The organism is Agrobacterium tumefaciens str. B6 (assembly GCF_001541315.1).
Taxonomy (GTDB): Bacteria; Pseudomonadota; Alphaproteobacteria; order Rhizobiales; family Rhizobiaceae; genus Agrobacterium; species Agrobacterium radiobacter.
This window is the reverse complement of record NZ_LMVK01000012.1, coordinates 585,585-610,885: the sequence shown is the minus strand read 5'-3', so window position 1 is coordinate 610,885 and position 25,301 is coordinate 585,585. Positions and strand designations below refer to the sequence as shown.

The window sequence follows — 25,301 nt, the reverse complement described above, 5'->3', positions numbered from 1 at the left end:
CGAAGATAATGAGCGTCGCATCATCGTTGGGAGAAACCGCTTCAATGCGGTGCCGAAGGAGCAACCGCCCCGGAAACTCTCAGGCAAAAGGACCAGCGGTGACGACGGAACTCTGGAGAGAAGCCACCTTTCATAAGGACGGCTCGCCGAAGGGATAACAATCTCAGGCGACAAGGACAGAGGGGGCTCTTGAACCCGGCGCGTTTCTCGCGTCATGACCTGAGCCCGCGCGATCTTTCGCGCAACCCTGGAGGCGTCCTTGGACGATACCGCCGAGCTTGACATCACGCCATTGCATTCCCTGCATCTTTCGCTTGGCGCCCGCATGGTGCCGTTTGCCGGTTACGACATGCCGGTTCAATATCCGGCCGGCGTTCTGAAGGAACATCTTCAGACCCGCACCTCCGCCGGTCTCTTTGACGTGTCCCACATGGGCCAGGTGATCCTGAAGGCGAAATCCGGCAACAATGCCGATGCCGCACTTGCGCTCGAAAAGCTGGTGCCGGTCGACATTCTCGGCCTCAAGGAAGGTCGTCAGCGTTACGGTTTCTTCACCGATGAAAACGGCTGCATTCTGGACGACCTGATGATCACCAATCGCGGCGATCATCTTTTTGTCGTCGTCAATGCGTCCTGCAAGCACGCCGATGTCGCCCATATGAAGGCGCATCTTTCCGGCGACTGCGAGATAACCCTTCTCGACGACCGGGCGCTTATCGCGCTGCAGGGACCGCGCGCGGAAGCGGTTCTGGCAGAACTGTGGGCTGGCGTCTCCGAAATGAAGTTCATGGACGTGCTGGAAATTCCGCTGCACGACGTCCCCTGCATCGTCTCCCGCTCCGGTTATTCCGGCGAGGACGGCTTTGAAATCTCCGTGCCTGCCGAAAAGGCGGAAGAGATCGCCAAGGCCCTGCTCGAACATCCCGATTGCGAGCCGATCGGGCTCGGCGCGCGTGACAGCCTGCGTCTCGAAGCGGGCCTTTGTCTTTATGGCAACGATATCGACACCACTACCTCCCCCATCGAAGCTTCGCTCGAATGGGCGATCCAGAAGGCGCGCCGCACCGGTGGCGATCGCGAGGGCGGCTTTCCGGGTGCGGAGCGCATTCTCGGCGAACTGAAAGACGGCACATCGCGCCGCCGTGTCGGCCTGAAGCCCGAGGGCAAGGCACCGGTGCGCGGCCATTCCAAGCTTTTCGCGGATGCCGAGGGCAAGACGGAAATCGGCGAAGTGACCTCCGGCGGCTTCGGCCCGTCGGTCGAAGGTCCCGTCGCCATGGGTTACGTACCAACGGCCTACACGGCTCCCGGTACGGCGATCTTTGCGGAAGTGCGCGGCAAATATCTGCCCGTCACCGTCGCTGCCTTGCCCTTCATCAAGCCCACCTACAAACGATAATCTTCATCCCATCTCCGGAGAGAATACGATGCTGAAATTTACCGCAGAACACGAATGGCTGAAGTTCGAAGGCGATATCGCCACCGTTGGCATTACCAGCCACGCCGCTGAACAGCTTGGCGACCTCGTCTTCGTCGAATTGCCGGAAGTGGGCGCCACCTTCTCCAAGGATGGCGACGCAGCGACCGTTGAATCCGTCAAGGCGGCTTCCGATGTCTATTGTCCGCTGGATGGCGAAGTGGTGGAAATCAACCAGGCCATCGTTGACGACCCCTCGCTGGTCAATTCGGACCCGCAGGGTGCCGGCTGGTTCTTCAAGCTGAAGCTTTCCAACGTCGCGGATGCCGATACGCTGCTCGACGAGGCAGCCTACAAGGAGCTGATCGCGTAATGACGACGCCCACGGAATTTCATTTCACCGACTATCAGCCCTATGATTTCGCCAATCGGCGTCACATCGGGCCGTCGCCGTCGGAAATGGCTGACATGCTGAAGGTCGTTGGCTACAAAAGCCTCGACGCGCTCATCGACGCCACCGTTCCCTCCTCCATCCGCCAGAAGGTGCCGCTGACCTGGGGTGCCGCGTTGACCGAACGCGAGGCGCTCGACCGCCTGCGCGAAACGGCCAACAAGAACCAGGTGCTGACCTCGCTGATCGGTCAGGGTTATTACGGCACGATCACGCCGCCGGTCATCCAGCGCAACATTTTGGAAAACCCGGCCTGGTACACGGCCTATACGCCTTACCAGCCGGAAATCAGCCAGGGTCGTCTTGAGGCGCTGCTGAACTACCAGACCATGGTCTGCGACCTGACCGGCCTCGATGTCGCAAACGCATCGCTGCTCGATGAAGCAACGGCCGCTGCGGAAGCGATGGCCATGTGCCAGCGCGTCGCCAAGTCCAAGGCGACCGCCTTCTTCGTCGACGCCAATTGCCACCCGCAGACTATCGCGCTGATTGAGACCCGTGCAGCCCCGCTCGGCTGGAAGGTGATCGTTGGCAACCCGTTCACCGATCTCGATCCGGTCGACGTGTTCGGCGCGATCTTCCAGTATCCGGGCACGCACGGTCATGTCAGCGACTTCTCGGGCCTGATTTCCCGCCTGCACCAGACCGGCGCCATCGCCGCCGTCGCCGCCGATCTTCTGGCGCTGACGCTGTTGAAGTCTCCAGGTGAAATGGGCGCGGATATCGCCATCGGCACCTCGCAGCGTTTCGGCGTTCCGGTCGGTTACGGCGGTCCGCATGCCGCCTATATGGCCGTCAAGGATGCGCATAAGCGCTCCATGCCCGGCCGTCTGGTCGGCGTCTCGGTGGATGCGCGCGGCAATCGCGCCTATCGCCTGTCGCTGCAGACCCGCGAGCAGCACATCCGCCGCGAAAAGGCCACTTCCAACATCTGCACCGCGCAGGTGCTGCTTGCCGTCATGGCCTCCATGTACGGCGTCTTCCACGGCCCGCAGGGTATCAAGGCGATCGCCCAGCAGACCCACCAGAAGGCCGTGCTGATGGCCAAGGGTCTCGAAAAGCTTGGCTACGTCATCGAGCCGGAAACCTTCTTCGACACCATCACCGTCGAAGTCGGTCACATGCAGGGCGTCATCCTGCGCTCGGCCGTTGCTGAAGGCGTGAACCTGCGCAAGGTCGGCGCGACCAAGATCGGCATGAGCCTTGACGAGCGCACGCGCCCGGCAACGCTTGAGGCGGTCTGGCGCGCCTTTGGCGGCAATTTCTCGATCTCGGATTTCGAGCCGGAATATCGCCTGCCGAAGGAGCTGTTGCGCACCAGCCAGTACATGACGCATCCGATCTTCCACATGAACCGTGCCGAAAGCGAGATGACCCGTTACATCCGCCGTCTTTCGGACCGTGATCTTGCGCTCGACCGCTCGATGATCCCGCTCGGTTCCTGCACCATGAAACTGAACGCAACTGCGGAAATGCTGCCGATCACCTGGCCGGAATTTTCCGACATCCATCCCTTCGTGCCGGCCAATCAGGCGCTCGGTTACAAGGAAATGATCGACGATCTCTCCGAAAAGCTGTGCTCGGTCACCGGTTACGATGCCTTCTCCATGCAACCGAATTCCGGTGCGCAAGGGGAATATGCGGGGCTTCTGACCATCCGCAACTACCACCTCGCCAATGGCGGCACCCATCGCGATGTCTGCCTCATCCCGACGTCGGCGCATGGCACCAATCCTGCCTCAGCACAGATGGTCGGCATGAAAGTGGTGCCGGTGAAGGTGCGGGACAACGGTGACATTGACATCGAGGATTTCCGTGCAAAAGCAGAGCAGTACGCGGAAAACCTCTCGTGCTGCATGATCACCTACCCGTCCACCCACGGCGTGTTCGAGGAGACGGTTCGCGAGATCTGCGAGATCACCCACAAGCATGGTGGTCAGGTTTATCTCGATGGCGCGAACATGAACGCCATGGTCGGCCTTGCCCGTCCCGGCGATATCGGTTCGGACGTTTCCCACCTCAACTTGCACAAGACCTTCTGCATTCCGCATGGCGGCGGTGGTCCGGGCATGGGGCCGATCGGCGTCAAGGCGCATCTTGCTCCCTTCCTCCCCGGCCATCCGACGACGGACGGTCGCGAGGGCGCGGTTTCGGCTGCCCCCTTTGGCTCGCCCTCGATCCTGCCGATCTCCTGGAGCTATTGCCTGATGATGGGCGGCGAAGGGCTGACGCAGGCGACCAAGGTGGCGATCCTCAACGCCAACTATATCGCCGAGCGGCTGAAGGGCGCTTACGATGTGCTCTACAAGTCCGAAACCGGACGTGTAGCGCATGAGTGCATCATCGACACCCGGCCCTTGGCGGATAGCTGCGGCGTGACGGTGGACGATGTTGCAAAGCGCCTCATCGACTGCGGTTTCCATGCGCCGACCATGAGCTGGCCGGTTGCCGGCACGCTGATGATCGAGCCGACGGAATCCGAGACCAAGGCGGAAATCGACCGTTTCTGCGATGCCATGCTGGCGATCCGCGAGGAAGCCCGCGACATCGAGGAAGGCCGTGCGGACAAGACCAACAATCCGCTGAAGAACGCGCCGCACACGGTAGAAGATCTCGTCGGCGAGTGGGATCGTCCCTACAGCCGCGAACAGGGTTGCTTCCCGCCCGGCGCCTTCCGCATCGACAAATACTGGTCGCCTGTGAACCGCATCGACAACGTCTATGGCGACCGTAACCTCATCTGCACCTGCCCGCCGATGGAGGCCTACGCCGAAGCCGCCGAATAAGGCATTCGGTGCAAACAAACACAAAAAGGCCCGGAGCGATCCGGGCCTTTTTCGTTACGGCAACAACATTTCGCGACCTCGCTGCACACGATTGATCGTCATCCGTTCCATGCTAAAACGGGTGCCACAATCAAGCGGTGATGGAGTGTGAATGCGTCTGATTTGCCTGAATGGTTGGGGCGGAAAGCTTCATGACGAGCTTGTTCCCTATATCGCCTCATCCGATCCCGATATTCTCTGCCTGCAAGAGGTGGTGCACACGCCGACTGCCTTGCAGGACTGGCTGAGCTATCGTGATCACGGCATCGACCTGCCGCAAAGAGCGAACTTCTTCAGCGATATCGCCGAGGCCTTGCCAAATCATCTGGCGATTTTCTGCCCGGCGGCGCAGGGCGATCTCTGGCATGGTGAGATCAGGTATCCTTCCCAATGGGGGCTGGCGACCTTCGTGCGCAAATCCATCGCCATTGTTGCGCAGGCGCAGGGTTTCGTGCACGGCACCTTTTCCGCAGATGGATACGGCGATCATCCACGGTCGCGTACGGGTCACGCCATCAGGGTTTTCGATTTCACGACCGGTCAGCCGGTTGTCATTGCCCATATGCACGGGCTGCGCGACCCCAATGGCAAACACGATATCCCTGCCCGTCTGGCGCAGGCAAAACGCCTCGTGCAACTTGTCAAAAACATTGCGGAAGATGGCGACCGGATCGTCGTCTGCGGTGACTTTAATGTTCTACCCGACAGTGACACCTTCACTGTGCTGAAGGAACTGGACCTCATCGAACTCGTCACGACACGCGGTTTTACCGACACGCGGACCTCGCATTATGCCAAAGCGAACCGTTATGCGGATTACATGCTGGTCAATCCGGCTGTGAAGGTCGATCACTTCAATGTGGTGGGGCAGCCGGAAGTCTCGGACCACTGCCCTTTGCTGCTCGAGTTCAGCTAAAGACCCCGAGCAGCCTCGTCTGTCATTTTTTCACGGCCCGCTGCCTCAGCGCACCAGCCGGATATCGCTCGTCACCACCGTCTTGCCGGTCCGGCCATCCTTGTCGGTGGTGCGCAGGCGCAGGCCATTGGCGCCAACCTTTTCGATGGTCATGGCGGCGACGCGATCACCATTGATGTCGCGATTCCAGCGGACCGTGAGGTTGATCGCGTTTCCCCGCCTTTTGCCGGAAAGCGCAGACGGACGACCGGAAGGACCGGTATAGGCACCGCTATAGCGTCCACCCTTCGCCGAGAGATCGGCGGCTATTGCGCGCCTTACGACGAGCAGTCCCCGGCAAGTGCCGGACATGTTGAGCGACGAGGCCCCCGCATTGGAATTAAGCGTACAGTTCACATTGATGGGCGGCGTGCCGATGCGAGTAATCACGGTTCCCTTGCCCGCCCATGTGCCTTTCAGCGACGAAAGGAATTCGCGTTCATCCGCATGCGCGGGCTGTGCGCCGAGCAATCCGGCAGAAAATAAAATTGCGAGAGCCTTGGTCTTCATGGCGAGTATCCGGTTTTTCTTCGAAGACTAACTCGCTTGCACCGCGAAACGTTCCTCCGGCCTATTCTGCAACGAGCAAAATATCGAAGGACTTATATTTCTGTCGTGCCAATGCAACCAAACGCGGGCACAGATGTTTCTCGCCAGCCTCGATCAATTTCTGATCACCTCTTGCATATTTTTCGGAGCATATTTCATGACGATTATCGGCGTTTCGGCACCGCGCGGCAGCCTGCCTTCCGGCGGTCTGCCTCGCAGCGGTGGCATTTCAGACCGCACGCTTTTTGCCCTTGCAGCACTGAATTTTTTTCTGGCCGATGCCCGCGACGGTCTAGGGCCGTTTCTGGACGCATTTTTAGCGACACAGGGCTGGTCTTCGCTTTCATTGGGATTGATCGCCACGGTCGGCGGTCTCGTCGGTCTGCTCGCCACGCCGCTTTGCGGCGCGCTGGTGGACGGTACGACCTGGAAAAGAACGTTGATTGCCATCCCCGTCGTTTTCGTGACGGTCGGCGCGCTGATCACGCTGATCTTTCCGGATGTGTGGATCGTCTGGACAGGCCAAATCATGACGGCGGTCGTCGGTGCCGTGGTCGGGCCTGCACTTGCTGGCCTGACGCTCGGCCTTGTCGGCGAACGCCTGTTCTCCCATCAGATATCGCGCAACGAGTTCTGGAACCACGGCGGCAATTTCGCGTCGCTTTTCGCGACCTATGTGGTGGTCACCTTCTTCGGCATGAACGGCATCATCGGCCTCATGCTGCTGACCGCTGCAGGCGCCTTGGTCGCGACGGCGGCCATCGACCCCGATCGAATCGACCACAAGGTCGCGCGCGGCCTTGCTGAAGACAAGGGGGAACCCGGCCCATCCGGTATCAAAGTGCTGCTGCAGGAGCGCGGGCTGATCTTTCTCGCCATCATTCTGCTTGTCTTCCACTTCGGCAACGCGCCGATGGGCCGGTTGATCGCGCAGGATTTCGCCATCGAATTGCAGACGCCCTTCCGCACCACCGCCATCATTACCGGCGTCGCGCAATTCGCAATGATCTTCGTCGCAGCAATGGCCCCATGGCTGATACGCCGTTTCGGTCTCTCGACCGTGTTTATCGTCGCGCTGGTCGCCCTGCCCGTACGAGGCCTTCTTGCCTCGGCCTTTACGGATTTCTGGGTCATCTTCCCGGTGCAGTTTCTTGACGGCGTTGGCGCCGGCCTGCTCGGCATCGTCACCCCCGTTGCGGTGGAGAGGATTTTGAAGGGCACCGGCCGTTTTAACGTCGGTCTTGCCAGCGTCATGATGGTTCAGGGTATCGGCGCATCATTCAGCAATGTCGTTGCGGGCTGGCTGGTGACGAAGGGCGGTTATTCGCTGTCGCATCTCGTCGGTGGCGGCATTGCCGCTATCGCCATCGGGCTTTTTCTTCTCTATCGCAACGAGATCGCGCCGAAACACAATGATGACGCCGCTTCTTAACAGCGATACTGAAGTGCGCAAACAAAAAGGAGGCCTGACGGCCTCCTGAAATCTCATAGTTTGTTATGCAATCAGCCGACAAAAGCGCGCTCGATGACGAATTCGGCAGGCTTGTTGTTGGCGCCTTCGGTAAGACCAGCCTTTTCAAGCAGTTCTTTGGTGTCCTTCAGCATCGCGGAAGAACCGCAGATCATGCCGCGATCGATTTCCGGATCGAGTGCGGGCACACCGAGATCCGCAAACAGCTTGCCGTTCTCGATCAGCGTGGTGATGCGGCCCTTGAAGGGGTAATCCTCGCGGGTGACGGTGGCGTAATGCTTGAGCTTGTCGCCGACGATCTCGTTCAGGAATTCGTGGTTCTTAATTTCCTCGACCAGATCGAAACCGTATTTCAGCTCGGCCACATCGCGGCAGGTATGGGTGAGGATGACCTCTTCAAACTTTTCATAGGTGTCCGGGTCGCGGATCAGGCTTGCGAAAGGCGCAATGCCGGTGCCGGTCGAGAACATGTAAAGCCGTCTGCCGGGTGTCAGCGCGTCCAGAACCAGCGTGCCTGTCGGCTTCTTGCGCATCAGAACGGTATCGCCGGGCTTGATCGCCTGAAGATGCGAGGTCAGCGGGCCATCAGGAACCTTGATCGAGAAGAATTCCAGTTCCTCATCCCAGGCCGGGCTGGCGATGGAATAGGCGCGGTAGATCGGCTTTTCGCCGACCATCAGGCCGATCATGGCGAATTCGCCTGATCGAAAACGGAAGCCAGCCGGACGCGTCATGCGGAAACGGAACAGGTGATCCGTATAATGCTCCACCGACAAAACCGTCTCGGCGTAAACACCATCAGGTATCTTGATCGCGAAATCTTCCGTCTTGGCTGGCGCGTTCATTTCAGGTTCCGTCCATTCATTCGATAAGCGACATTCTTCGACCGGGCAATTATACCATTTTTGTCGCGGTTTGAAGGCATGAGAATATCAATACTGCCATGCGCAGAAAATATGTATCCGAAACTCATATTTCCACGCAACGCGTCATTGGGCCGCACGGCGGCGCCAGCTATAGGCCTCACCACCACTCGCCGGCCGAGCCGTCGGCTGGTAATAGACCGGGATCTCCGGCAGGCGATTTTCGGACAGACGACGGATCGCCGTGTCGTTCGTCACCGCAAAACTGTTAAAGCCGGTGCGCAGCATCAGCGGCACCTGGTCGATCAGCACATCGCCAACCGCCCTCACCTCGCCCGCAAAATCAAGACGGCTGCGCAGCAGCGAGGCATGGCTGAAACCACGGCCATCGTTGAAAGCGGGAAAGCTGATGGCGACGAGTTCGATACGGTCGAGATAGGGCTCGAGCCGGGTAACATCGTCGGCCGGCGCGATCAGAACGCCAAGGCCGATATCGTTGCTTTCGGCGGCACGGACAAGGAAATCGGCAAGCGGCAGCACCGGCTTCTGCTCGTCAGTCGCTTTCACTTCTTCCGTTTCAATCACCCAGGGATCGTTTTCCACGAAGCCGTCGCGGTTCCAGATTTTCGTCATGTCGATCTCCTCAGGCGGCTTCAGCGGCGGAACCGTAGAGCGCATCCTTGAAAGGCTGCGGTCCGACGCGGCGATAGGCTTCGAGGAAATTCTCTTCCTTCGAAAGGCGCAAGCCCAGATAGGTATCGACGATGGTTTCCACCGCGTCGGTCACTTTTTCCGGCTCGAAACCACGGCCGATGATCTCGCCGATCGAGGTATTTTCATCACCCGATCCACCAAGCGTGATCTGGTAGAGTTCCGCACCCTTCTTTTCCACGCCCAGCAGGCCGATATGGCCGACATGGTGGTGGCCGCAGGCATTGATGCAGCCGGAAATCTTGATCTTCAGCTCACCGATTTCCAACTGACGCTCATGCGCGCCGAAACGGGTGGAGATTTCCTGCGCCAGCGGAATGGAGCGCGCATTGGCGAGCGCGCAATAGTCCAGCCCGGGACAGGCAATGATATCCGTGATCAGCCCAGCATTGGCGGTGGCGAGCCCCGCACCCACCAGCGCGCGATAGACGGGCTCAAGATCAGCCAGCGCCACATGCGGCAGGATGATGTTCTGCTCGTGGCTGATGCGGATTTCATCGAAGGCATATTCCGCAGCAATGTCGGCGACGAGTTCCATCTGCTCGTCGGTCGCATCGCCGGGAATACCGCCGATCGGCTTCAGCGAGATCGTCACCATGCCGTAATCGGGATGCTTGTGCGGCGCGACGTTCTGCTCGACGAAACGGGCAAAGCCTTCGTCCGCCCGCTTCCAGCGCGCCAGACTTTCCCAGCCTTCGGGACGATCCTTCAGTGCCGGCGGCGCGAAATAGGCGGTGATGGCCGTGATATCAGCATCCGGCAGCTTCAATTCGCTGTTTTTCAGTTCCGCGAACTCGACCTCGACCTGGCGAGCCAGCTCCTCAGCACCCGTCTCGTGCACGAGGCTCTTGATGCGCGCCTTGTATTTGTTGTCGCGGCGGCCGTGCAGGTTATAAACGCGCATCACAGCCGTGGTGTAGGACAAGAGATCCTCTTCCGGCAGGAAATCGCGGATCTTCTTGGCGATCATCGGCGTGCGGCCCTGACCGCCACCGACATAAACGGCAAAACCGATCTCGCCCTTGTCGTTCTTTTTCAGGTGCAGGCCGATATCGTGAACCTGAATGGCGGCGCGGTCGCGCTCGGCACCCGTGACCGCGATCTTGAACTTGCGCGGCAGGAACGAGAATTCCGGATGTACGGAAGACCACTGACGCAGGATTTCCGCATAGGGGCGCGGATCGGCGACTTCGTCGGCGGCTGCCCCTGCGAAATGATCGGCAGTAACGTTGCGAATGCAGTTGCCTGAAGTCTGCAGCGCATGCATTTCCACGCTCGCCAGTTCGGACAGGATATCCGGCGTGTCGGAAAGGCGCGGCCAGTTGTACTGGATGTTCTGGCGGGTGGTGAAGTGGCCATAACCCCGGTCATATTTGCGGGCGATATGGGCCAGCATCCGCATCTGCTTGGAATTCAGCGTACCGTAGGGAATGGCGACGCGCAGCATGTAGGCATGGAGCTGGAGATAGACGCCGTTCATCAGGCGCAGCGGCTTGAACGCGTCCTCGGCCAGCTCGCCGGACAGCCGGCGCTCTACCTGATCGCGAAACTGTGCCACGCGGCCTTCAACAAATGCGTGATCGAATTCGTCGTAACGGTACATATTCTTCCTCAGACTGCGATAAATGCTGCATCGGCCGGCTTGAAGCCGTTGGCATAGTGCATGGTCGGGCCGGCGGCGCGAATGCGCTCGCGAAGCCGCGTCGGCCAAAGCTTGCCGTTCTCCTCAATGACATCGACGATATTCACGTCGACGACCTTGTTGGCGGAAAAATCCCGCTTGCCGATTTCCTCGAACGAGGCGACGGCCTCCGCATGGCGGGCGACGATCGCGTCCTGCAGGTTCTCCGTCCATTCGCCACTAGCGTCGAGCCAGACGGCGATACCATCACCCAGGCGGTTGGCGGTCAAAACCTTGTCAGCCATTTGCATACTCCCGTTTGAGGTTCGCTGGCTTTGAGCCAAGCGCAAGCGCCTCGGACCTGTCGAAATTGGCGCCCGCCACCGCATCGCCGATGATGACCATGACCGGACCGGTCAGTTCATCGCGATGTTCGAGGTCGGGCAGATCGTTCAATGTGCCATGCAGCAGGCGGCGATCCGCGCGGCTGGCATTTTCGATGACGGCGACGGTCGTTTCCACGCCGAGACCTGCCTCGATCAGCCTTGTCGCGACCGAAGCGGCAACGCTGCGGCCCATATAGACGGCAATCGTCGCACCAGAGACGGCAAGACGCGCCCAATCGGGCAGGACATCGCCGGTCAGATCGTGGCCGGTGGTGAAAATCAGCGACGAGGCGACACCGCGCAGCGTCAGCGGCAATTCGAAATCCGCAGCGGCGGCAAAGGCCGAAGTGATGCCGGGCACGATCTCGTAACCGATGCCAGCGTCACGCAACGCCGCCATCTCCTCGCCCGCCCGGCCATAAACCAGCGGATCACCGGATTTGAGGCGAACGACGCGCTTGCCATCCTTGCCGAGACGCACCAGCAGGCGGTTGATCTCATCCTGCGACTTCGTATGGCAGCCCTTGCGCTTGCCGACAGACAGTCTTTCGGCATCGCGGCGACCCATATCGACGATCGCCTGCGGTACCAGCGCATCATAAACGATGACGTCGGCCTCCATCAACACGCGCTGCGCGCGCAGCGTCAACAGGTCTTCCGCACCGGGGCCAGCGCCGACAAGCCAGACGCGGCCTTCACTGCGTTCGGGCGATTGCAACAGACGGTTGGCGGCATCGCGGGCGGAAAGCGTATCGCCGAGAGCGACGGCATCCGCGACAGCGCCGGAGAAAAACCGCCGCCAGAAATTGCGCCGCAACGCGCCCTTGGGAACATTCTGCTCGGCGGCATCACGATATTGCACGGCAAGGCGCGCAAGTTTGCCGAGCGACGGTGACAGCATCTGGTCGATACGCACGCGGATCATCTGGGCGAGAACCGGCCCTGCCCCTTCGGTGCCAATGGCGATGGCGACGGGCGCGCGGGCGACGAGCGCCGGGGTGAAGAAATCGCAAAATTCCGGCTGGTCCACCGCATTGGCGGGGATTTTCTTAGCGCGCGCAGCCGTAACTATCTCGCGGTCCAGCGCCTCGTCCCCGGTGGCGGCAAAAACCAGCGTCGCGCCTTCGATCAACTGGCTGGAGAAACCCAAAGCCCGATGATCAATGCCGTTCTCGCGGAGATAGCGCACAAAATCCGCTTCCGGCTTGTTGGCATAGGCAATGATATGCGCATTGGTATTGGCGAGAAGCCTCACCTTCGCGAACGCTTCATCACCATTACCGAACACAGCGACCTGCCGTCCCTCAACCCGGAAGAAGGCGGGGAAGGTAGAAAGGCGGTCGCCAGCAGCGGAAAAATCATGTTCGTTGTGCATTGGACATATATCTCGCATTGCGGTGCAAGATTGAAGAAACAGAAATTCAAGCCTTTCCGACACCTGGATTTTTATTTCTCGAAGACCCCGGTTTTGGAGGAAAACAAACCGGTAGCCCTTTTTCGCGCCTGCGCGAGGCCTGAGAATCCACTCAGAATCCCTTGACAAAGCGGGTACCCGCGCCGAACAAGGAGCAACGATTACCAGTCGATTTCTCCATGCGAAGACCGCTTTTCCTTGAGGCGGCACGAAGGATCAGACCCTTGACCAGCCACACCCTCGCCACCCGCCTTCTTGATGTCATCGAACACGATATTCTGCCCTTGACGGCGCGCGGCGTCAGCCTCGGCAACAAGGTCTTCGGTGCGGCTATCCTACGCAAATCCGATCTGTCGCTGGTGATAGCGGAGACCAATAACGAACTGGAAAACCCGCTCTGGCATGGCGAAGTGCACACGCTGAAGCGGTTTTACGAGCTGGGCGAAAAGCCGAACACCAAGGACCTGATTTTTCTTTCCACCCACGAACCCTGCACCATGTGCATGTCCGCAATCACCTGGGCCGGCTTCGACAATTTCTATTCCTTCTTCAGCCACGAGGATTCGCGCGACGCTTTCGCAATCCCGCACGATCTGAAAATCCTGAAAGAGGTTTTCGGGCTGGAGCCGGGTGGATATCGCCGCAACAACGCCTTCTGGAACTCTTTCTTCATCACCGATCTGGTGGAGGGCGAAGACGATCCGCTGAAAACCACGCTGAAGGCGCAGACGGCCCGTATCAAGGCCGCCTATGACGATCTTTCCACCAGCTATCAGTCGTCAAAGAGCGGCAACGACATTCCGTTGAATTAGAGCCCTTCCAGGCGGTTTTCCGTCAGGATAATGCGCAAAAAAGCGAAGAACGAAGGTTTGAGACATATGGAAGCCTCGAAGGATATTTCCCGCCTGATCGAGATCATGGAAGCCCTGCGCCAGCCGGAAACCGGTTGCCCGTGGGATGTTGTGCAAACCTTCGAGACGATCAAGCCCTATACCATTGAAGAGGCTTATGAAGTCGCCGACGCCATCGAGCGCAAGGACATGGACGATCTTTGCGAGGAACTGGGCGACCTTCTCTTGCAGGTGGTTTTCCACGCCCGCATTGCCGAGGAACGGGGCGAATTCGCCTTTGGCGACGTGGTTGAGGCTGTCACCTCGAAGATGATCCGCCGCCATCCGCATGTCTTTGCCGTTTCCGAGGCCGATACACCTGACAGCGTCAAGCTGCAATGGGACCGGATCAAGGCCGAGGAAAAACGCGAACGTGCAGAGCGCCGCGCCCGCCGGGGTATCACCGAGGATTTCAAGGCCGGGTTTCTGGGCGGCGTGCAGCGCAGCCAGCCGGCGCTCACCGAGGCCCTGAAGCTGCAGGAACAGGCCGCGCGCGCCGGTTTCGACTGGTCAGATCCCGCTCCCATTCTCGACAAGATCGAGGAGGAAATCGCCGAATTGCGTGAGGCGCTTGCGGAGGGGAAACCGGAGAAAGTCTCGGACGAACTCGGCGATCTGATCTTTGCCCTCGTCAATATCGGCCGGCATGTCAAAGCGGATCCGGAAGATGCGCTGCGCGGCACCAATACGAAATTCCGTAGGCGTTTCAATCACATCGAAACGTCGCTCACCGAAAATGGCGAGACGCTGGAAGAAGCGAGCCTTGAGCGGATGGAAGACCTGTGGCAGGCCGCAAAACGCATCGAGCGCTCGCTCGATACCGTTTCGTCCTAATCAACCGGATATGCCCGAAATAGGAGCGCCCGGCGCTCCCGAGACTGGTGACGTGAGGGAAGCTCGGCCATCGTTCTCGAAGCCCTCAGCGCTCCCAGTCCTCACGTTTGCGGATGGTCACTTTACCAAGCTTGCGCTCCAGCTCGGCGGCCTGCGTTTCCGACAGGCGCACATCGAGCGCCACCGATCCGTCCTCATGGTCTTCACGGGCATCCACGATGGAATTGCTGTAGACCCAGGAAATCAGCGACAGCTGCTCAACGGAAAGCACGACGGTCGTTTCCGTCAGCACACCGGAGAGGCGCTTTGAAATCTCGTCCATCAGGGCATCAACGCCCTCACCCGTGATTGCCGAAACGGCGCGAATATCCGAGCGGCCTTCGGCGCGCTGCATGATGGCGTCATGCGCTTCCGGCTCGAGACGGTCGACCTTGTTCCAGACCTCGATGATGCGCTTTTCGGCCTCCTTCTCGTCAATGCCGAGATCGCCGAGAATACGCAGCACATCCGCAGACTGTGCGGCATTATCCGGATCGGACATGTCGCGCACATGCAGAACGAGATCGGCTTCCAGCACTTCTTCCAGCGTTGCACGGAAGGCGGCGACGAGATGCGTCGGCAGGTCGGAAATAAAACCGACCGTATCGGAAAGGATGACAGTGCGGCCATGCGGCAGCTTCATCCGGCGCAATGTCGGATCGAGGGTTGCGAACAGCATGTCCTCCGCCAGAACGCCCGCGCCGGTGATACGGTTGAACAGCGTGGATTTACCGGCATTGGTGTAACCGACCAGCGCCACGATCGGATGCGGCACCTTGCGGCGCTTGGCGCGGTGAAGCTGGCGGGTGCGCACCACCTGCTCCAGCTCCTTTTCGAGCTTTACGATGCGATCCTGCAGCAATCGTCTGTCGGCCTCGATCTGAGTTTCACCCGGACCGCCCATGAAACCCGCACCACCGCGCTGGCGTTCAAGGTGGGTCCAGCTTCTGACGAGGCGGCCCTTCTGGTAGTTCAGATGCGCGAGATCAACCTGCAACGTGCCTTCCTTGGTGGAGGCGCGGCGGCCGAAGATTTCAAGGATGAGACCCGTGCGGTCGATGACCTTGGCATTCCACTGCTTTTCGAGATTTCGCTGCTGCACCGGGGTCAGCGGATGATCGACGATCACCAGGCCGGAATCCGTCTCATCGAGCAGATGGCCGATTTCCTCGATCTTGCCGGTTCCGAACAATGTCGCCGGGCGCGGCTGGTTCACCGAAACTATGAGACCCTGCGTCACCTCCAGATCGATGGCGAGCGCCAGACCCTTGGCTTCCTCAAGCTTGGCTTCAACGGAGCGGCCGGGAGCGACGGGGCCTGCCGCCGCATCGCGATTTTCGCGCTGCTGCTTGAGGACGGGCACGAGGACAACCGCGCGCATGTCGTCGCGGCGCTTTTCCTGCTCCGGAATGATCGATTCGTTCGAAGTGTCGCGCGTCGAAATGGGCTCAGCCTTATCCAGAAAGAAGATTGCGGCCGACCGCATCCGCGCGGGCGGCCATGGGAATTAACCTGACGGAACGGGAAATGTTCCCGGTCCGGGTCAGTCTATATCGAATATCCGTCGAGGGAGCCGATCAGGCCGCGCCTTCTTCGCTTTCGAACATCTGCATCGGCTGGCCGGGCATGATGGTGGAGATCGCATGCTTGTAGACCAGCTGCGAATGACCGTCACGGCGCAAAAGCACGCAGAAATTGTCGAAGGAGGTGACAACGCCCGTCAGCTTGACGCCGTTGATCAGGAAAATCGTGAGCGAAATCTTCTGCTTACGAACGGTATTGAGGAAGAGATCCTGAAGGTTTTGAGAACGTTCCGCCATAGCGCCGCTTCTTTCTTTTTTGCCGGCAGGGATACCGGAAAATAATCAATCAATAATAAGCCGGCCAAGTCTTGTCCCCCGCTTGGCTGACCTCAAACTCTGGTATCAAATCATGTTCCGTTCCGCAACGGTCAAAACAGCCTGACGGGTACGAGTATTGACCCGCATTTTCGATTCGGGACAGTCAAAAATATTGTATCGAAACACGGAAAAGTTGTTCCACGTCGCGCACCGCATCGGCGGATGCAAAGAGCACGACACGGTCCTTCGCCTTGATTTTCGTGCTGCCGTCAGGACGGATCACCACACCGTCGCGATAGATCGCGCCGATGCGCACGCCTTCGGGCATATCGATGTCGCGGAAGGATTGGCCGACCAGCGGCGATGTCTCCAGCGCCTCCGCCTCGATTACCTCCGCCGAACCGCGCTGGACGGCGTAGACAGAGCGGATGCGACCCTTGCGCACGTGCTGAAGCACGCGGGAGATCGTCACGGCCCTGGGGTTGATATAGGCATCGAGCCCCAGAGAACGGGCGACATCGTGGAATGACGTGCTGTTCAAGAGCGCCAGATTCGATTTGCAGCCGAGCTGCTTGGCAATCACGGCGGCCAGAATATTGGTCTGGTCATTGTTGGTGAGCGTGACGATCAGATCGGTATCCTGAATATCGGCCTGCATCAGGATTTTCTGATCGAGCGCCGAACCATGCATGACGATGGTGTGGCTCAACTGCTCAGATGCGGCAACCGCCCTGTCGCGGTCCGACTCGATGATCTTCACCCGCGTCTTCGGCTGCATCTCCTCGATCTTGTGCGCGACGAAATGGCCGATATTACCGGCGCCCGCAATCACGATGCGCTGCGCTTCCTGCTCCTCGTGACCGAAGAGGCTTAAGGTACGGCGGGCGTGCTGGCGCTGGCAGATGACATAGGCAAGGTCGCCCACCCGCAACTGTTCCGAAGAATGCGCCACCTTCAGAATACCATCCCGGTAAACGCCAACCACTGTGGCGATAAGGTCGGGAAAGAGGCTGGAGAGTTGCTGCAGCGGTGTGTTGATGACAGGGCAATCTTCCATGCACTCGATGGCCAGCATGTAGATCGTATCTTCCGCGAACCGCACAACGTCGGTTGCGCCCGGAAAAGCGATACGCCGCAGCACCATCTTGCCGACTTCGACTTCCGGAGAAATCGTCACATCGATGGACATGTTCTCGCGGCTGAAGAGATCGGCATATTCCGGCTTCAGATAGCTCTGGTCGCGGATGCGGGCGATCTTGGTCGGCACGCTGAAGAGCGCATGCGCCACCTCACAGGCGACGATATTGATCTCGTCATGCAGCGTAACGGCGATGATCATGTCGGCCTGGTCGGCGCCGGCCTTGGCCAGCATGTCGGGATGGGCGCCATGGCCGACATAACCGCGCACGTCCAGCGTCTCGGTTATGGCGGTAATAAGCGGCGCAGCGGTATCGATGACCGATACCTCATTATCCTCCCGCGACAATTGTTCGGCGATGCCGTAACCCACCTGCCCTGCACCGCAAATGATGACTTTCATGCTGTCTCTCTGACGGAATAATCGGTTACGGCAAAGCGCCTAGATTCCTTATACGCCGAGAGATTTCAGTTTGCGATGCAGCGCCGACCGTTCCATGCCGACAAATTCCGCCGTGCGCGAAATATTGCCGCCGAAGCGGTTGATCTGGGCCATCAGGTAGTCCCGCTCGAACATTTCACGCGCTTCGCGCAGCGGCAGGGTCATGATGTGCTGGTCGCCCTGCGCCGAAATCTTCGGCAGCATGTCGCCAATATCCGCCGGCAGCATGTCGGCCGAGATCGGCGCTTCGCCGCCTTCGGGCCGCGCCAGAATCATCAGCCGCTCGATATTGTTGCGGAGCTGGCGGATGTTGCCCGGCCAGTCATGGGTCTGGAGAACGGCCATGGCGTCATCGCCGATCTTGCGCGGACGGATGCCGGCCTGTTCGGAAATCTGCCGCATGAACATGTCGACGAGGAAAGGAATATCTTCGCGGCGCTCGGAAAGCGCCGGCACCTTCACCGGCACCACGGCGAGGCGATGATAGAGGTCCTCGCGGAACTGGCCTTCGGCGATCAGGCTTTCGAGATGGTGGGCGGTCGAGGAGATGATGCGCACATCCACCTTCACCCGCTTGCCGCCGCCGACACGCTCGAATTGCTGGTCGACCAGCACGCGCAGGATCTTGTTCTGCGTTTCGCGCGGCATTTCGCCGACTTCGTCGAGATAAAGCACGCCGCGATGGGCCTCTTCGAGCGCACCCACCTTGCGTGGCTGCCCGGGCAGGCCTTCCGTGCCGAAAAGCGCAATTTCCATGCGGTCGGGCGTGATCGTCGCGGCATTGAGCGCCACGAAAGGTCCTGTAGCGCGCGAGGATTTCTTGTGCACCATGCGCGCCACCAGCTCCTTGCCGGAGCCGGAGGGGCCGAGGATCATGATGCGGCTGTTGGTGGGGGCCACCCTGTCAATGGTCTGGCGAAGCTGCGAAACCGCAAGCGACGCGCCGACGAGTTCAACCGCGTCACCGGTGCGCTTCTTGAGTTCCTGAACCTCGCGCTTCAGCTTGGAGTTTTCCAGCGCCCGCTCGGCGATCAGGATCAGCCGGTCGGCTTTGAACGGCTTTTCGATAAAGTCGAAAGCGCCACGCTTGATGGCGTTGACGGCGGTTTCGATATTGCCGTGACCGGAAATCATGACGACAGGAATTTCGGGATGGCGGCTCTTGATTTCGTCCAGCAGCGCCAGACCGTCGAGCTTCGAACCCTGCATCCAGATATCGAGAAAGATCAGGCGCGGCACCCGTTCCGAAATGGCGGCCAGCGCGCTGTCGCTGTCGAACGCCATGCGGGTCTCGTGTCCCTCGTCGGAAAGAATGCCCGCTACGATTTCGCGAATGTCCGCCTCGTCATCCACGACCAGAATATCAGACGCCATATGCTGCTTCCTTGTTATTTTCGCTGCCGACCGCCTCGATATAGGGCAGCAGCACTCGGATCATGGCGCCATGGCCATGGTCGAATTCGGCCGGGGCATCATGGAGCTCCAGATACCCGCCATGTTCTTCGATGATTTTCTTGACGATGGCGAGGCCGAGGCCTGTGCCCTTGTCCCGCATCGTCATATAGGGTTCGAGAATGCGGTGACGGTTCTCGACGGGAAGGCCGCGGCCATTGTCGATGATGTCAGCCACGAAACGGGAATTGGCTTCGTCGAAGGAGGCGCGCACCAGGATTTTACCCGGACGCTTTTCGCCTTCCACCGCCTCGATGGCTTCCGTCGCATTCTTGATGAGATTGCCGAACGCCTGTCCCAGCATGCGGGCATCGAACATGCCCTCCAGCGGGATGTCGCCCAGTTCCGTTGAGAATTTCGTGTCGGCGGCGCTGATTTCGCGCAGGAACGCCGCGTCCTTCAAAATCGAACGCAGGTCCGATTTTTCCTTCGTTGGTTTGGGCATACGCGCAAAAGCGGAGAATTCATCCACCATCCGGCCGATATCACCGACCTGCCGGACGATGGTGTCCGTACACTGGTCGAAAATGGCGCGGTCGCTCTCATCGATCTGCTTGCCGAAACGGCGCTTGATGCGCTCGGCAGAAAGCTGGATCGGCGTCAGCGGGTTCTTGATCTCGTGGGCGATGCGCCGCGCGACGTCGGACCATGCGGTCGAGCGCTGGGCGATGACAAGATCGGTGATGTCGTCGAGCGTGATGACGTAGCTGTCGCGGCTGTCGCGGGCGTCCTCGCGGGTCACCTGCACATTGAGGGTACGCTCCTTACCGCGCCGCATGATATTGATCTGCTTGCGGAAGTTGCCGCGCGACCAGGTGTTGGCCTCGGTCACGACCTCTTCGATTTCAGGCGCAATCTCCGACAGTTGCGCACCGATCAACTGGTCGGACGAAAGCGCCACGAATTCTTCTGCCGAAGGATTGACGATGGTGATCTTGCGGTTCTCGTCAACGCCGATGACGGCGGCTGTAACGCCCGACAGCACCGCCTCGATGAAGCGGCGGCGATCGTCGATATCGTCTTTCGCCTCGATGATCTGTTCCTGCTGGCTGCGCAGTTCCGAGACCATCTTGTTGAAGGTGCGCGACAGACGCCCGACGTCGCCATCAACGGCGCGCACGGGCACCAGCACATGCATGTTGCCGGTGGCGACACTGTCTGCGGCGCTGATGAGAAGGCGGATCGGGCGCACGATACGGTCGGCGACCGCGATCGCCGTCCAGATCGCCGCCAGAAGCACGATCAGCGCAAAACCGAGATAGAGGATCGCAAAGGCGATCTGCAGCGGCGCACGGCCTGCCTCCATCGCCTTGTATTCGGCGCGGTTCTCTTCCATCAGCCGCATTGCGCCCATGACCTTGGGATCGACGGCGCGTACCGTGTAAAGGAAGGTTCCGCTAATGCCTTCGAGCTTGATAATCGCGCCAACGAGGTTGGTGATGCCAGGCGGGATCAACGTCGGCTGACCGGCGGCGGCCTTTTCAAGCGCGTCATGCGGAATGGCGGGAAGCGGTTTTTCCGTCTTGATATCGGCCTGCGCGACGGCGTCGCCATCCTCCTGCACGAGAAATGCGCCAAGCAGGCCGCGTCCCTTGGCCTGACGGGTCATGAGATCAACGAAGCCGGTGCGGTCTAGATAAAAAAGCGCGCGGTTGCGGTCGAGGTCGGTGGCCATCGACAGGGTCTGACCCTGAAGATAACCGGCATTTTCCATCATATAGGCTTGGGCGATGTTGCTCGACGAATCGACGATCGACTGCGTGCGCAGCGAAAACCAGCGGTCGAGACCGACATTCAGCGTCAGGCTGGCGAAGATGGCGACAAGCACGGCGGGCGTGATCGCCACGATGGAGAAAAGCACGACGATGCGCACGTGCAGACGCGCCGCCGCCCTGCCCTTTTTCCGGGCTTTCAGCAGGCGGTTGATTTCGCGGCCGATCAGAAAGATCAGGCCGATCACGAAGATAGAATTGATGACGACGGAAGCGATGACGACGTTGGATGTCGGCGCAATCGGGGTCACGCCGAGCAGCACGAAGAGGGTAATGATGGCGCAGACGAGGGCGACGCCGGCGAGCACCAGCCCCGGCAGAGCGAAAGACATCCTGCGATCGGCAACCACCATGCCCGCTGCTTCGTCAGCAACGGCGTTTTCGGCGGCGGGTTTCCGCATCAACTACTCCCAATCGCTGGCCAGCCAGCACCACATTCCTAAAGTCAGGCAAGATTCACCGCAGTTCGACGAATCTCTCTCCCTCCTAGTGTTTTCCAAGCAACACAATGTGGCGAAAATGCAACGACAGATGCGGCCTTGTCAACATTCTCAGCTGGGGCGGGAGCTGCGATACACGGAAACTCCAAGCTCGCGGATTTTCTTGCGCAGCGTATTACGGTTGAGGCCAAGAAGATCAGCAGCCTTGATCTGGTTGCCGCGTGTCGCCGTCAAGGCGGCGAGAATCAGCGGATATTCCAGTTCACGCAGCACGCGGTCGTAAAGACCCGGCGGCGGCAAGCCATCACCAAAGCTTGAGAAATAATCCCGCATGTTTTCCTCGACCGCCTGCGAAATGGTGAGTGAGCCGGTGCGGACCGCCATCTTGTCGAGCGGGCTGTCCGGGACATCCGACTGCAGTTCCTGCTCGATGATTTCGCGGGTGATGACTTCCTGCGGATAAAGCGCCATCAGCCGGCGGATCAGGTTTTCCAGCTCGCGCACGTTGCCCGGCCAGGCATAGGCCTTCATGACTTCCAGCGCCTCGGTCTCGAAACGCTTGCCTTCCAGACCTTCCTTTTCACCCTGCTGGATGAAATGGCGCACGAGATCGGGAATATCCTCGGCGCGGTCACGCAGCGGCGGCAGCCGAAGCGGCACGACGTTGAGGCGATAATAGAGGTCCTCGCGGAAGAGGCCCTGATTGATCGACTGCTTCAGATCCTTGTTGGTGGCGGCAACGATGCGAACATCGGTCCGGATCGGCGTGCGCCCGCCGACCGTCGTATATTCGCCCTGCTGCAACACGCGCAGCAGGCGTGTCTGGGCATCCATCGGCATATCGCCGATTTCATCGAGGAACAGCGTACCACCTTCGGCCTGTTCGAAACGGCCGGTCGAGCGGTTCTGCGCACCAGTGAAGGCGCCCTTCTCATGGCCGAAAAGTTCGGATTCGATCAGGTCGCGCGGGATTGCCGCCATGTTGATGGCGACGAAGGGACCATTGCGGCGCTTGCCGTAATCATGCAGCGCCCGCGCCACCAGCTCCTTGCCGGTGCCGGATTCGCCGGTGATCATCAGCGTCAGGTCGGTCTGCATCAGGCGGGCGAGAACGCGGTAGATTTCCTGCATCGCCGCGGAACGGCCAACGAGCGGCATGCCGTCCTGCATGTCGTCATCAAGCTTGGCCGGCTTGCGCTTCGGCTCAGACAGGGCGCGGCCGATGATCGCGATCAGTTCCGTCAGGTCGAAGGGCTTCGGCAGATAGTCGTAAGCGCCTTTTTCCGAGGCCTTGATGGCGGTCATGAAGGTGTTCTGCGCGCTCATGACAAGAACCGGCAGGTCCGGGCGGGCCTTCTTGATGCGAGGCAGAAGATCGAAGGCGTTTTCATCCGGCATCACGACATCGGTAACGACCAGATCGCCCTCGCCTGCCGAAACCCAGCGCCAGAGCGTTGCGGCATTGGAGGTGATGCGCACGTCGTAACCGGCGCGGCTCAGCGCCTGGTTCAGAACGGTGCGGATTGCGGCATCATCATCGGCGACGAGGATCGTAGCTGTCATAGGTCATTTCCTGTCGTGTTCGGCAAGGTGATGTCGTCAAGCGCCACTTCCGGCGAGACGGGCATCAATACGCGGAAAGTCGTGCGATGGTTCTGGCTGTCGCATTCGACAATGCCGCCATGGGCGCCGATGAGTTTGGCGACAAGCGCCAGGCCCAGGCCCGAACCATTCGTCTTGGTGGTGATGAAGGGGTCGAAGAGATGCGGCAGCAGATCGGCCGGAACGCCCGGGCCATTGTCATGCACGCAGAATTCGAGCGGCAGCGAGATGCGCTCGCGGCTGCCGGCGACGGAAAGCCGCATGCCGGGACGGTAGGCGGTGGTCAGCAATATCTCGCCATCCGACTGGTTGCCCACGGCTTCCGCCGCATTCTTCACCAGATTGAGGAAGACCTGAACCAGCTGGTCGCGATTGGCATAGACCGGCGGCAGCGACGGGTCATAGTTCTCGGAAATCTTGATATTGCGGGCAAAACCGGCCTTGGCGATTGCCTTCACATGATCGAGCACGGAATGGATGTTGACCGGTACGCGATCTACCGGCCGCTCGTCGGAAAACACCTCCATGCGGTCGACCAGCGAAACGATGCGGTCGGTCTCATCGCAGATCAGCCGCGTCAGCGCCCGGTCCTCATCGGCAACCGATGTCTCCAGAAGCTGGGCAGCGCCGCGAATGCCTGACAGCGGGTTCTTAATCTCATGCGCGAGCATCGAGGCAAGGCCGGTTACGGAACGGGCAGCCGCGCGATGGGTCAATTGCCGGTCGATCTTGTCGGCCATCGACCGCTCCTGAAAGACGACAACAACCGAACCCGGCTCGCTGACAACGGGCGCCACATAGAGATCGACGAGCTTGTCCTGTCCAAGCCGTGGCGAACTCAGATCGACGCGATATTCATTGACCGGCGCGCGGCGCTCCCGCACCTGATCGATCAACGCCAGAAGCGGGCTGCCGAAGGGAATAAAGGTGGAAACGCGGTAACGGGCGAGATGGGAGGCGCTTGCCCCGAAAAAGGCCTCGGCTTCCCAATTGGCGAATGCAATGAAACCTTCGGCATCCACCAGAATGACGGGGTTCTGCACCGCGTTCAGAACCGCCATGGCGAGCGGGTTTGCATCTGCCGGGCTGTGTTTGTCAGCGCTCATGCGGCCTTCCTTGCGGCTTCGCCCGCATTTTTGCAAAAGGCGGAGCGCAGCAGATCGGCCACCTCCACCGTGTCACGCGATGTCATGATTTGAGCCTTGTCGGGCGTGGCGATCTCTGGCGCGAAACGGTCGAGATACCAGCCCAGATGTTTGCGGGCATGCCGGAGACCGGCTTCCCTTCCGTAAAATTCCAGCATCATCTCGTAATGCTCGATGGCAATGGCGGGAATATCGTCGCGGTGCGGCGCTGCATGTCCGGCGAGCACTGCCGGCAGCCAGGGTTGCCCCTGTGCGCCGCGCCCGACCATGACGGCATCCGCACCCGATCGGCGCAGGATTTCGCGCACATCATCGGCCGTTTCCACATCGCCATTGGCGATGAGAGGCACGGAAATCACCTCGCGCACGGCGCGGATGGCGTTCCAGTCCGCTCGTCCCTCGTAAAACTGCATGCGGGTGCGCCCGTGAATGGTGATGAGCTGAACACCTGCCGCCTCGGCGCGGCGGGCGATATCAGGCGCATTGATGGTGTTTTCGTCCCAGCCGAGCCGCATCTTCAGCGTCACAGGCACGTCGACCGCATTGACCGTCGCCTCGATCAGCGAGAGCGCATGATCGGGATCGCGCATCAGCGCCGAGCCGGAATAACCGCCCGTTACCTTCTTGGCCGGGCATCCCATATTGATATCGATGATGCCGGCGCCGTTATCGGCCGCGATCTTCGCCGCCTCGGCCATGAAATACGCCTCACGCCCGGCAAGCTGCACCATATGCGGAACCATGCCTGCATTTTTCAGCCGCGCCCAGGATTCCCCCCTGTTAGCGACGAGCTCGCGGCTTGCGACCATCTCCGTTACAACGAGACCCGCACCATAACGCCAGGCAAGCTGCCGAAACGGCAGATCCGTCACGCCCGACATGGGCGCCAGCACGGCACGATTACGGATCGTAACTGAGCCGATGCTGAACGGTTCTGACAACTCCGGAAGATGCAATTGATGATCTTTCATGCAGAAGGGTTATTTGCATTATTTTTAGACAGTGTTTGCGCGGTTGCCAAGCACTTTTAGAGGGTTGCACCTT

At 59.9% G+C, this 25,301-nt stretch carries 21 protein-coding genes and 1 riboswitch; of the genes, 7 read left to right on the top strand and 14 right to left on the bottom strand.

Going from position 1 to position 25,301, the window contains the following annotated elements; genetic code table 11:
- The first annotated feature begins 17 nt into the window (after positions 1-17).
- Positions 18-105, top strand: a riboswitch (glycine riboswitch).
- 154 nt (positions 106-259) lie between these two features.
- The 4 genes from gcvT (at position 260) to ASB65_RS13085 (ending at position 5,609) form a co-directional block, all read left to right on the top strand.
- Complete coding sequence (gene gcvT / locus ASB65_RS13100) at positions 260-1,399, top strand: glycine cleavage system aminomethyltransferase GcvT (protein ID WP_003502680.1); 1,140 nt, start codon at positions 260-262, stop codon at positions 1,397-1,399.
- 28 nt (positions 1,400-1,427) lie between these two features.
- Complete coding sequence (gene gcvH / locus ASB65_RS13095) at positions 1,428-1,790, top strand: glycine cleavage system protein GcvH (protein WP_045016075.1); 363 nt, start codon at positions 1,428-1,430, stop codon at positions 1,788-1,790.
- Positions 1,790-4,654 carry an aminomethyl-transferring glycine dehydrogenase gene (gene gcvP / locus ASB65_RS13090; protein WP_060724167.1) on the top strand — a complete coding sequence of 955 codons (2,865 nt, stop codon included), beginning with the start codon at positions 1,790-1,792 and terminating at the stop codon, positions 4,652-4,654. The genes gcvH and gcvP overlap by 1 nt, the downstream gene beginning before the upstream one ends.
- 151 nt (positions 4,655-4,805) lie before the next feature.
- The gene (locus tag ASB65_RS13085; protein WP_060724166.1) at positions 4,806-5,609 is read left to right on the top strand and encodes an endonuclease/exonuclease/phosphatase family protein; all 804 of its coding nucleotides are present in this window, start codon (positions 4,806-4,808) and stop codon (positions 5,607-5,609) included.
- 45 nt (positions 5,610-5,654) lie between these two features.
- Here the strand turns inward: ASB65_RS13085 and ASB65_RS13080 are convergent, their stop codons facing one another.
- Positions 5,655-6,158, bottom strand: a complete 504-nt coding sequence (locus ASB65_RS13080) for a hypothetical protein (protein WP_060724165.1) — start codon at positions 6,156-6,158, stop codon at positions 5,655-5,657.
- A gap of 133 nt (positions 6,159-6,291) precedes the next feature.
- Here ASB65_RS13080 and ASB65_RS13075 point away from each other — a divergent pair, with 133 nt between their 5' ends.
- The gene (locus ASB65_RS13075; protein ID WP_060724164.1) at positions 6,292-7,629 is read left to right on the top strand and encodes an MFS transporter; all 1,338 of its coding nucleotides are present in this window, start codon (positions 6,292-6,294) and stop codon (positions 7,627-7,629) included.
- A 71-nt stretch (positions 7,630-7,700) separates the two neighbouring features.
- On the opposite strand, the gene ASB65_RS13070 is transcribed toward ASB65_RS13075, so the two are convergent.
- The 5 genes from ASB65_RS13070 to cysG form a co-directional block, all read right to left on the bottom strand.
- Positions 7,701-8,513 (bottom strand): ferredoxin--NADP reductase, encoded by an 813-nt coding sequence (locus tag ASB65_RS13070; RefSeq protein ID WP_060724163.1) that lies wholly within the window; start codon positions 8,511-8,513, stop codon positions 7,701-7,703.
- Between the two features lie 144 nt (positions 8,514-8,657).
- On the bottom strand, positions 8,658-9,164 hold the full coding sequence (locus ASB65_RS13065) for a DUF934 domain-containing protein (RefSeq protein WP_060724162.1): 507 nt from the start codon (positions 9,162-9,164) through the stop codon (positions 8,658-8,660).
- A 10-nt stretch (positions 9,165-9,174) separates the two neighbouring features.
- Complete coding sequence (locus ASB65_RS13060) at positions 9,175-10,845, bottom strand: nitrite/sulfite reductase (RefSeq protein ID WP_060724161.1); 1,671 nt, start codon at positions 10,843-10,845, stop codon at positions 9,175-9,177.
- Positions 10,846-10,853: 8 nt separating this feature from the next.
- Positions 10,854-11,168, bottom strand: coding sequence for a DUF2849 domain-containing protein (locus ASB65_RS13055; RefSeq protein WP_060724160.1), 315 nt, complete (start codon positions 11,166-11,168; stop codon positions 10,854-10,856).
- Complete coding sequence (gene cysG, locus ASB65_RS13050) at positions 11,161-12,624, bottom strand: siroheme synthase CysG (protein WP_060724159.1); 1,464 nt, start codon at positions 12,622-12,624, stop codon at positions 11,161-11,163. Before cysG ends, ASB65_RS13055 begins: the two co-directional genes overlap by 8 nt.
- A 218-nt stretch (positions 12,625-12,842) precedes the next feature.
- Between cysG and ASB65_RS13045 the strand changes: the two genes are divergently transcribed.
- Together ASB65_RS13045 and mazG are read left to right on the top strand one after the other, a co-directional pair.
- A complete protein-coding gene (locus ASB65_RS13045; protein ID WP_376904317.1) occupies positions 12,843-13,475 on the top strand; it encodes a deaminase in 633 nt (210 codons plus the stop codon).
- Positions 13,476-13,541: 66 nt separating this feature from the next.
- A complete protein-coding gene (mazG, locus tag ASB65_RS13040; protein WP_035212512.1) occupies positions 13,542-14,387 on the top strand; it encodes a nucleoside triphosphate pyrophosphohydrolase in 846 nt (281 codons plus the stop codon).
- Between the two features lie 85 nt (positions 14,388-14,472).
- On the opposite strand, the gene hflX is transcribed toward mazG, so the two are convergent.
- The 8 genes from hflX to dusB form a co-directional block, all read right to left on the bottom strand.
- Complete coding sequence (hflX, locus tag ASB65_RS13035; protein WP_174014706.1) at positions 14,473-15,912, bottom strand: GTPase HflX; 1,440 nt, start codon at positions 15,910-15,912, stop codon at positions 14,473-14,475.
- Positions 15,913-16,003: 91 nt separating this feature from the next.
- Positions 16,004-16,246, bottom strand: a complete 243-nt coding sequence (gene hfq, locus ASB65_RS13030; RefSeq protein ID WP_003496145.1) for an RNA chaperone Hfq — start codon at positions 16,244-16,246, stop codon at positions 16,004-16,006.
- 184 nt (positions 16,247-16,430) lie between these two features.
- Positions 16,431-17,807, bottom strand: a complete 1,377-nt coding sequence (trkA, locus tag ASB65_RS13025) for a Trk system potassium transporter TrkA (RefSeq protein WP_060724158.1) — start codon at positions 17,805-17,807, stop codon at positions 16,431-16,433.
- Positions 17,808-17,855: 48 nt separating this feature from the next.
- The gene (locus tag ASB65_RS13020; RefSeq protein ID WP_003502628.1) at positions 17,856-19,220 is read right to left on the bottom strand and encodes a sigma-54-dependent transcriptional regulator; all 1,365 of its coding nucleotides are present in this window, start codon (positions 19,218-19,220) and stop codon (positions 17,856-17,858) included.
- Positions 19,210-21,471, bottom strand: coding sequence for a sensor histidine kinase NtrY-like (locus tag ASB65_RS13015; protein WP_003502626.1), 2,262 nt, complete (start codon positions 21,469-21,471; stop codon positions 19,210-19,212). The genes ASB65_RS13020 and ASB65_RS13015 overlap by 11 nt, the downstream gene beginning before the upstream one ends.
- Positions 21,472-21,621: 150 nt before the next feature.
- Positions 21,622-23,073: a nitrogen regulation protein NR(I) gene (gene ntrC, locus ASB65_RS13010; protein WP_003502624.1), complete on the bottom strand. Its 1,452-nt coding sequence runs from the start codon at positions 23,071-23,073 to the stop codon at positions 21,622-21,624.
- Complete coding sequence (locus ASB65_RS13005; RefSeq protein WP_003502622.1) at positions 23,070-24,218, bottom strand: two-component system sensor histidine kinase NtrB; 1,149 nt, start codon at positions 24,216-24,218, stop codon at positions 23,070-23,072. Before ASB65_RS13005 ends, ntrC begins: the two co-directional genes overlap by 4 nt.
- The gene (dusB, locus tag ASB65_RS13000; protein WP_060724157.1) at positions 24,215-25,228 is read right to left on the bottom strand and encodes a tRNA dihydrouridine synthase DusB; all 1,014 of its coding nucleotides are present in this window, start codon (positions 25,226-25,228) and stop codon (positions 24,215-24,217) included. The genes ASB65_RS13005 and dusB overlap by 4 nt, the downstream gene beginning before the upstream one ends.
- Positions 25,229-25,301 lie beyond the last annotated feature (73 nt).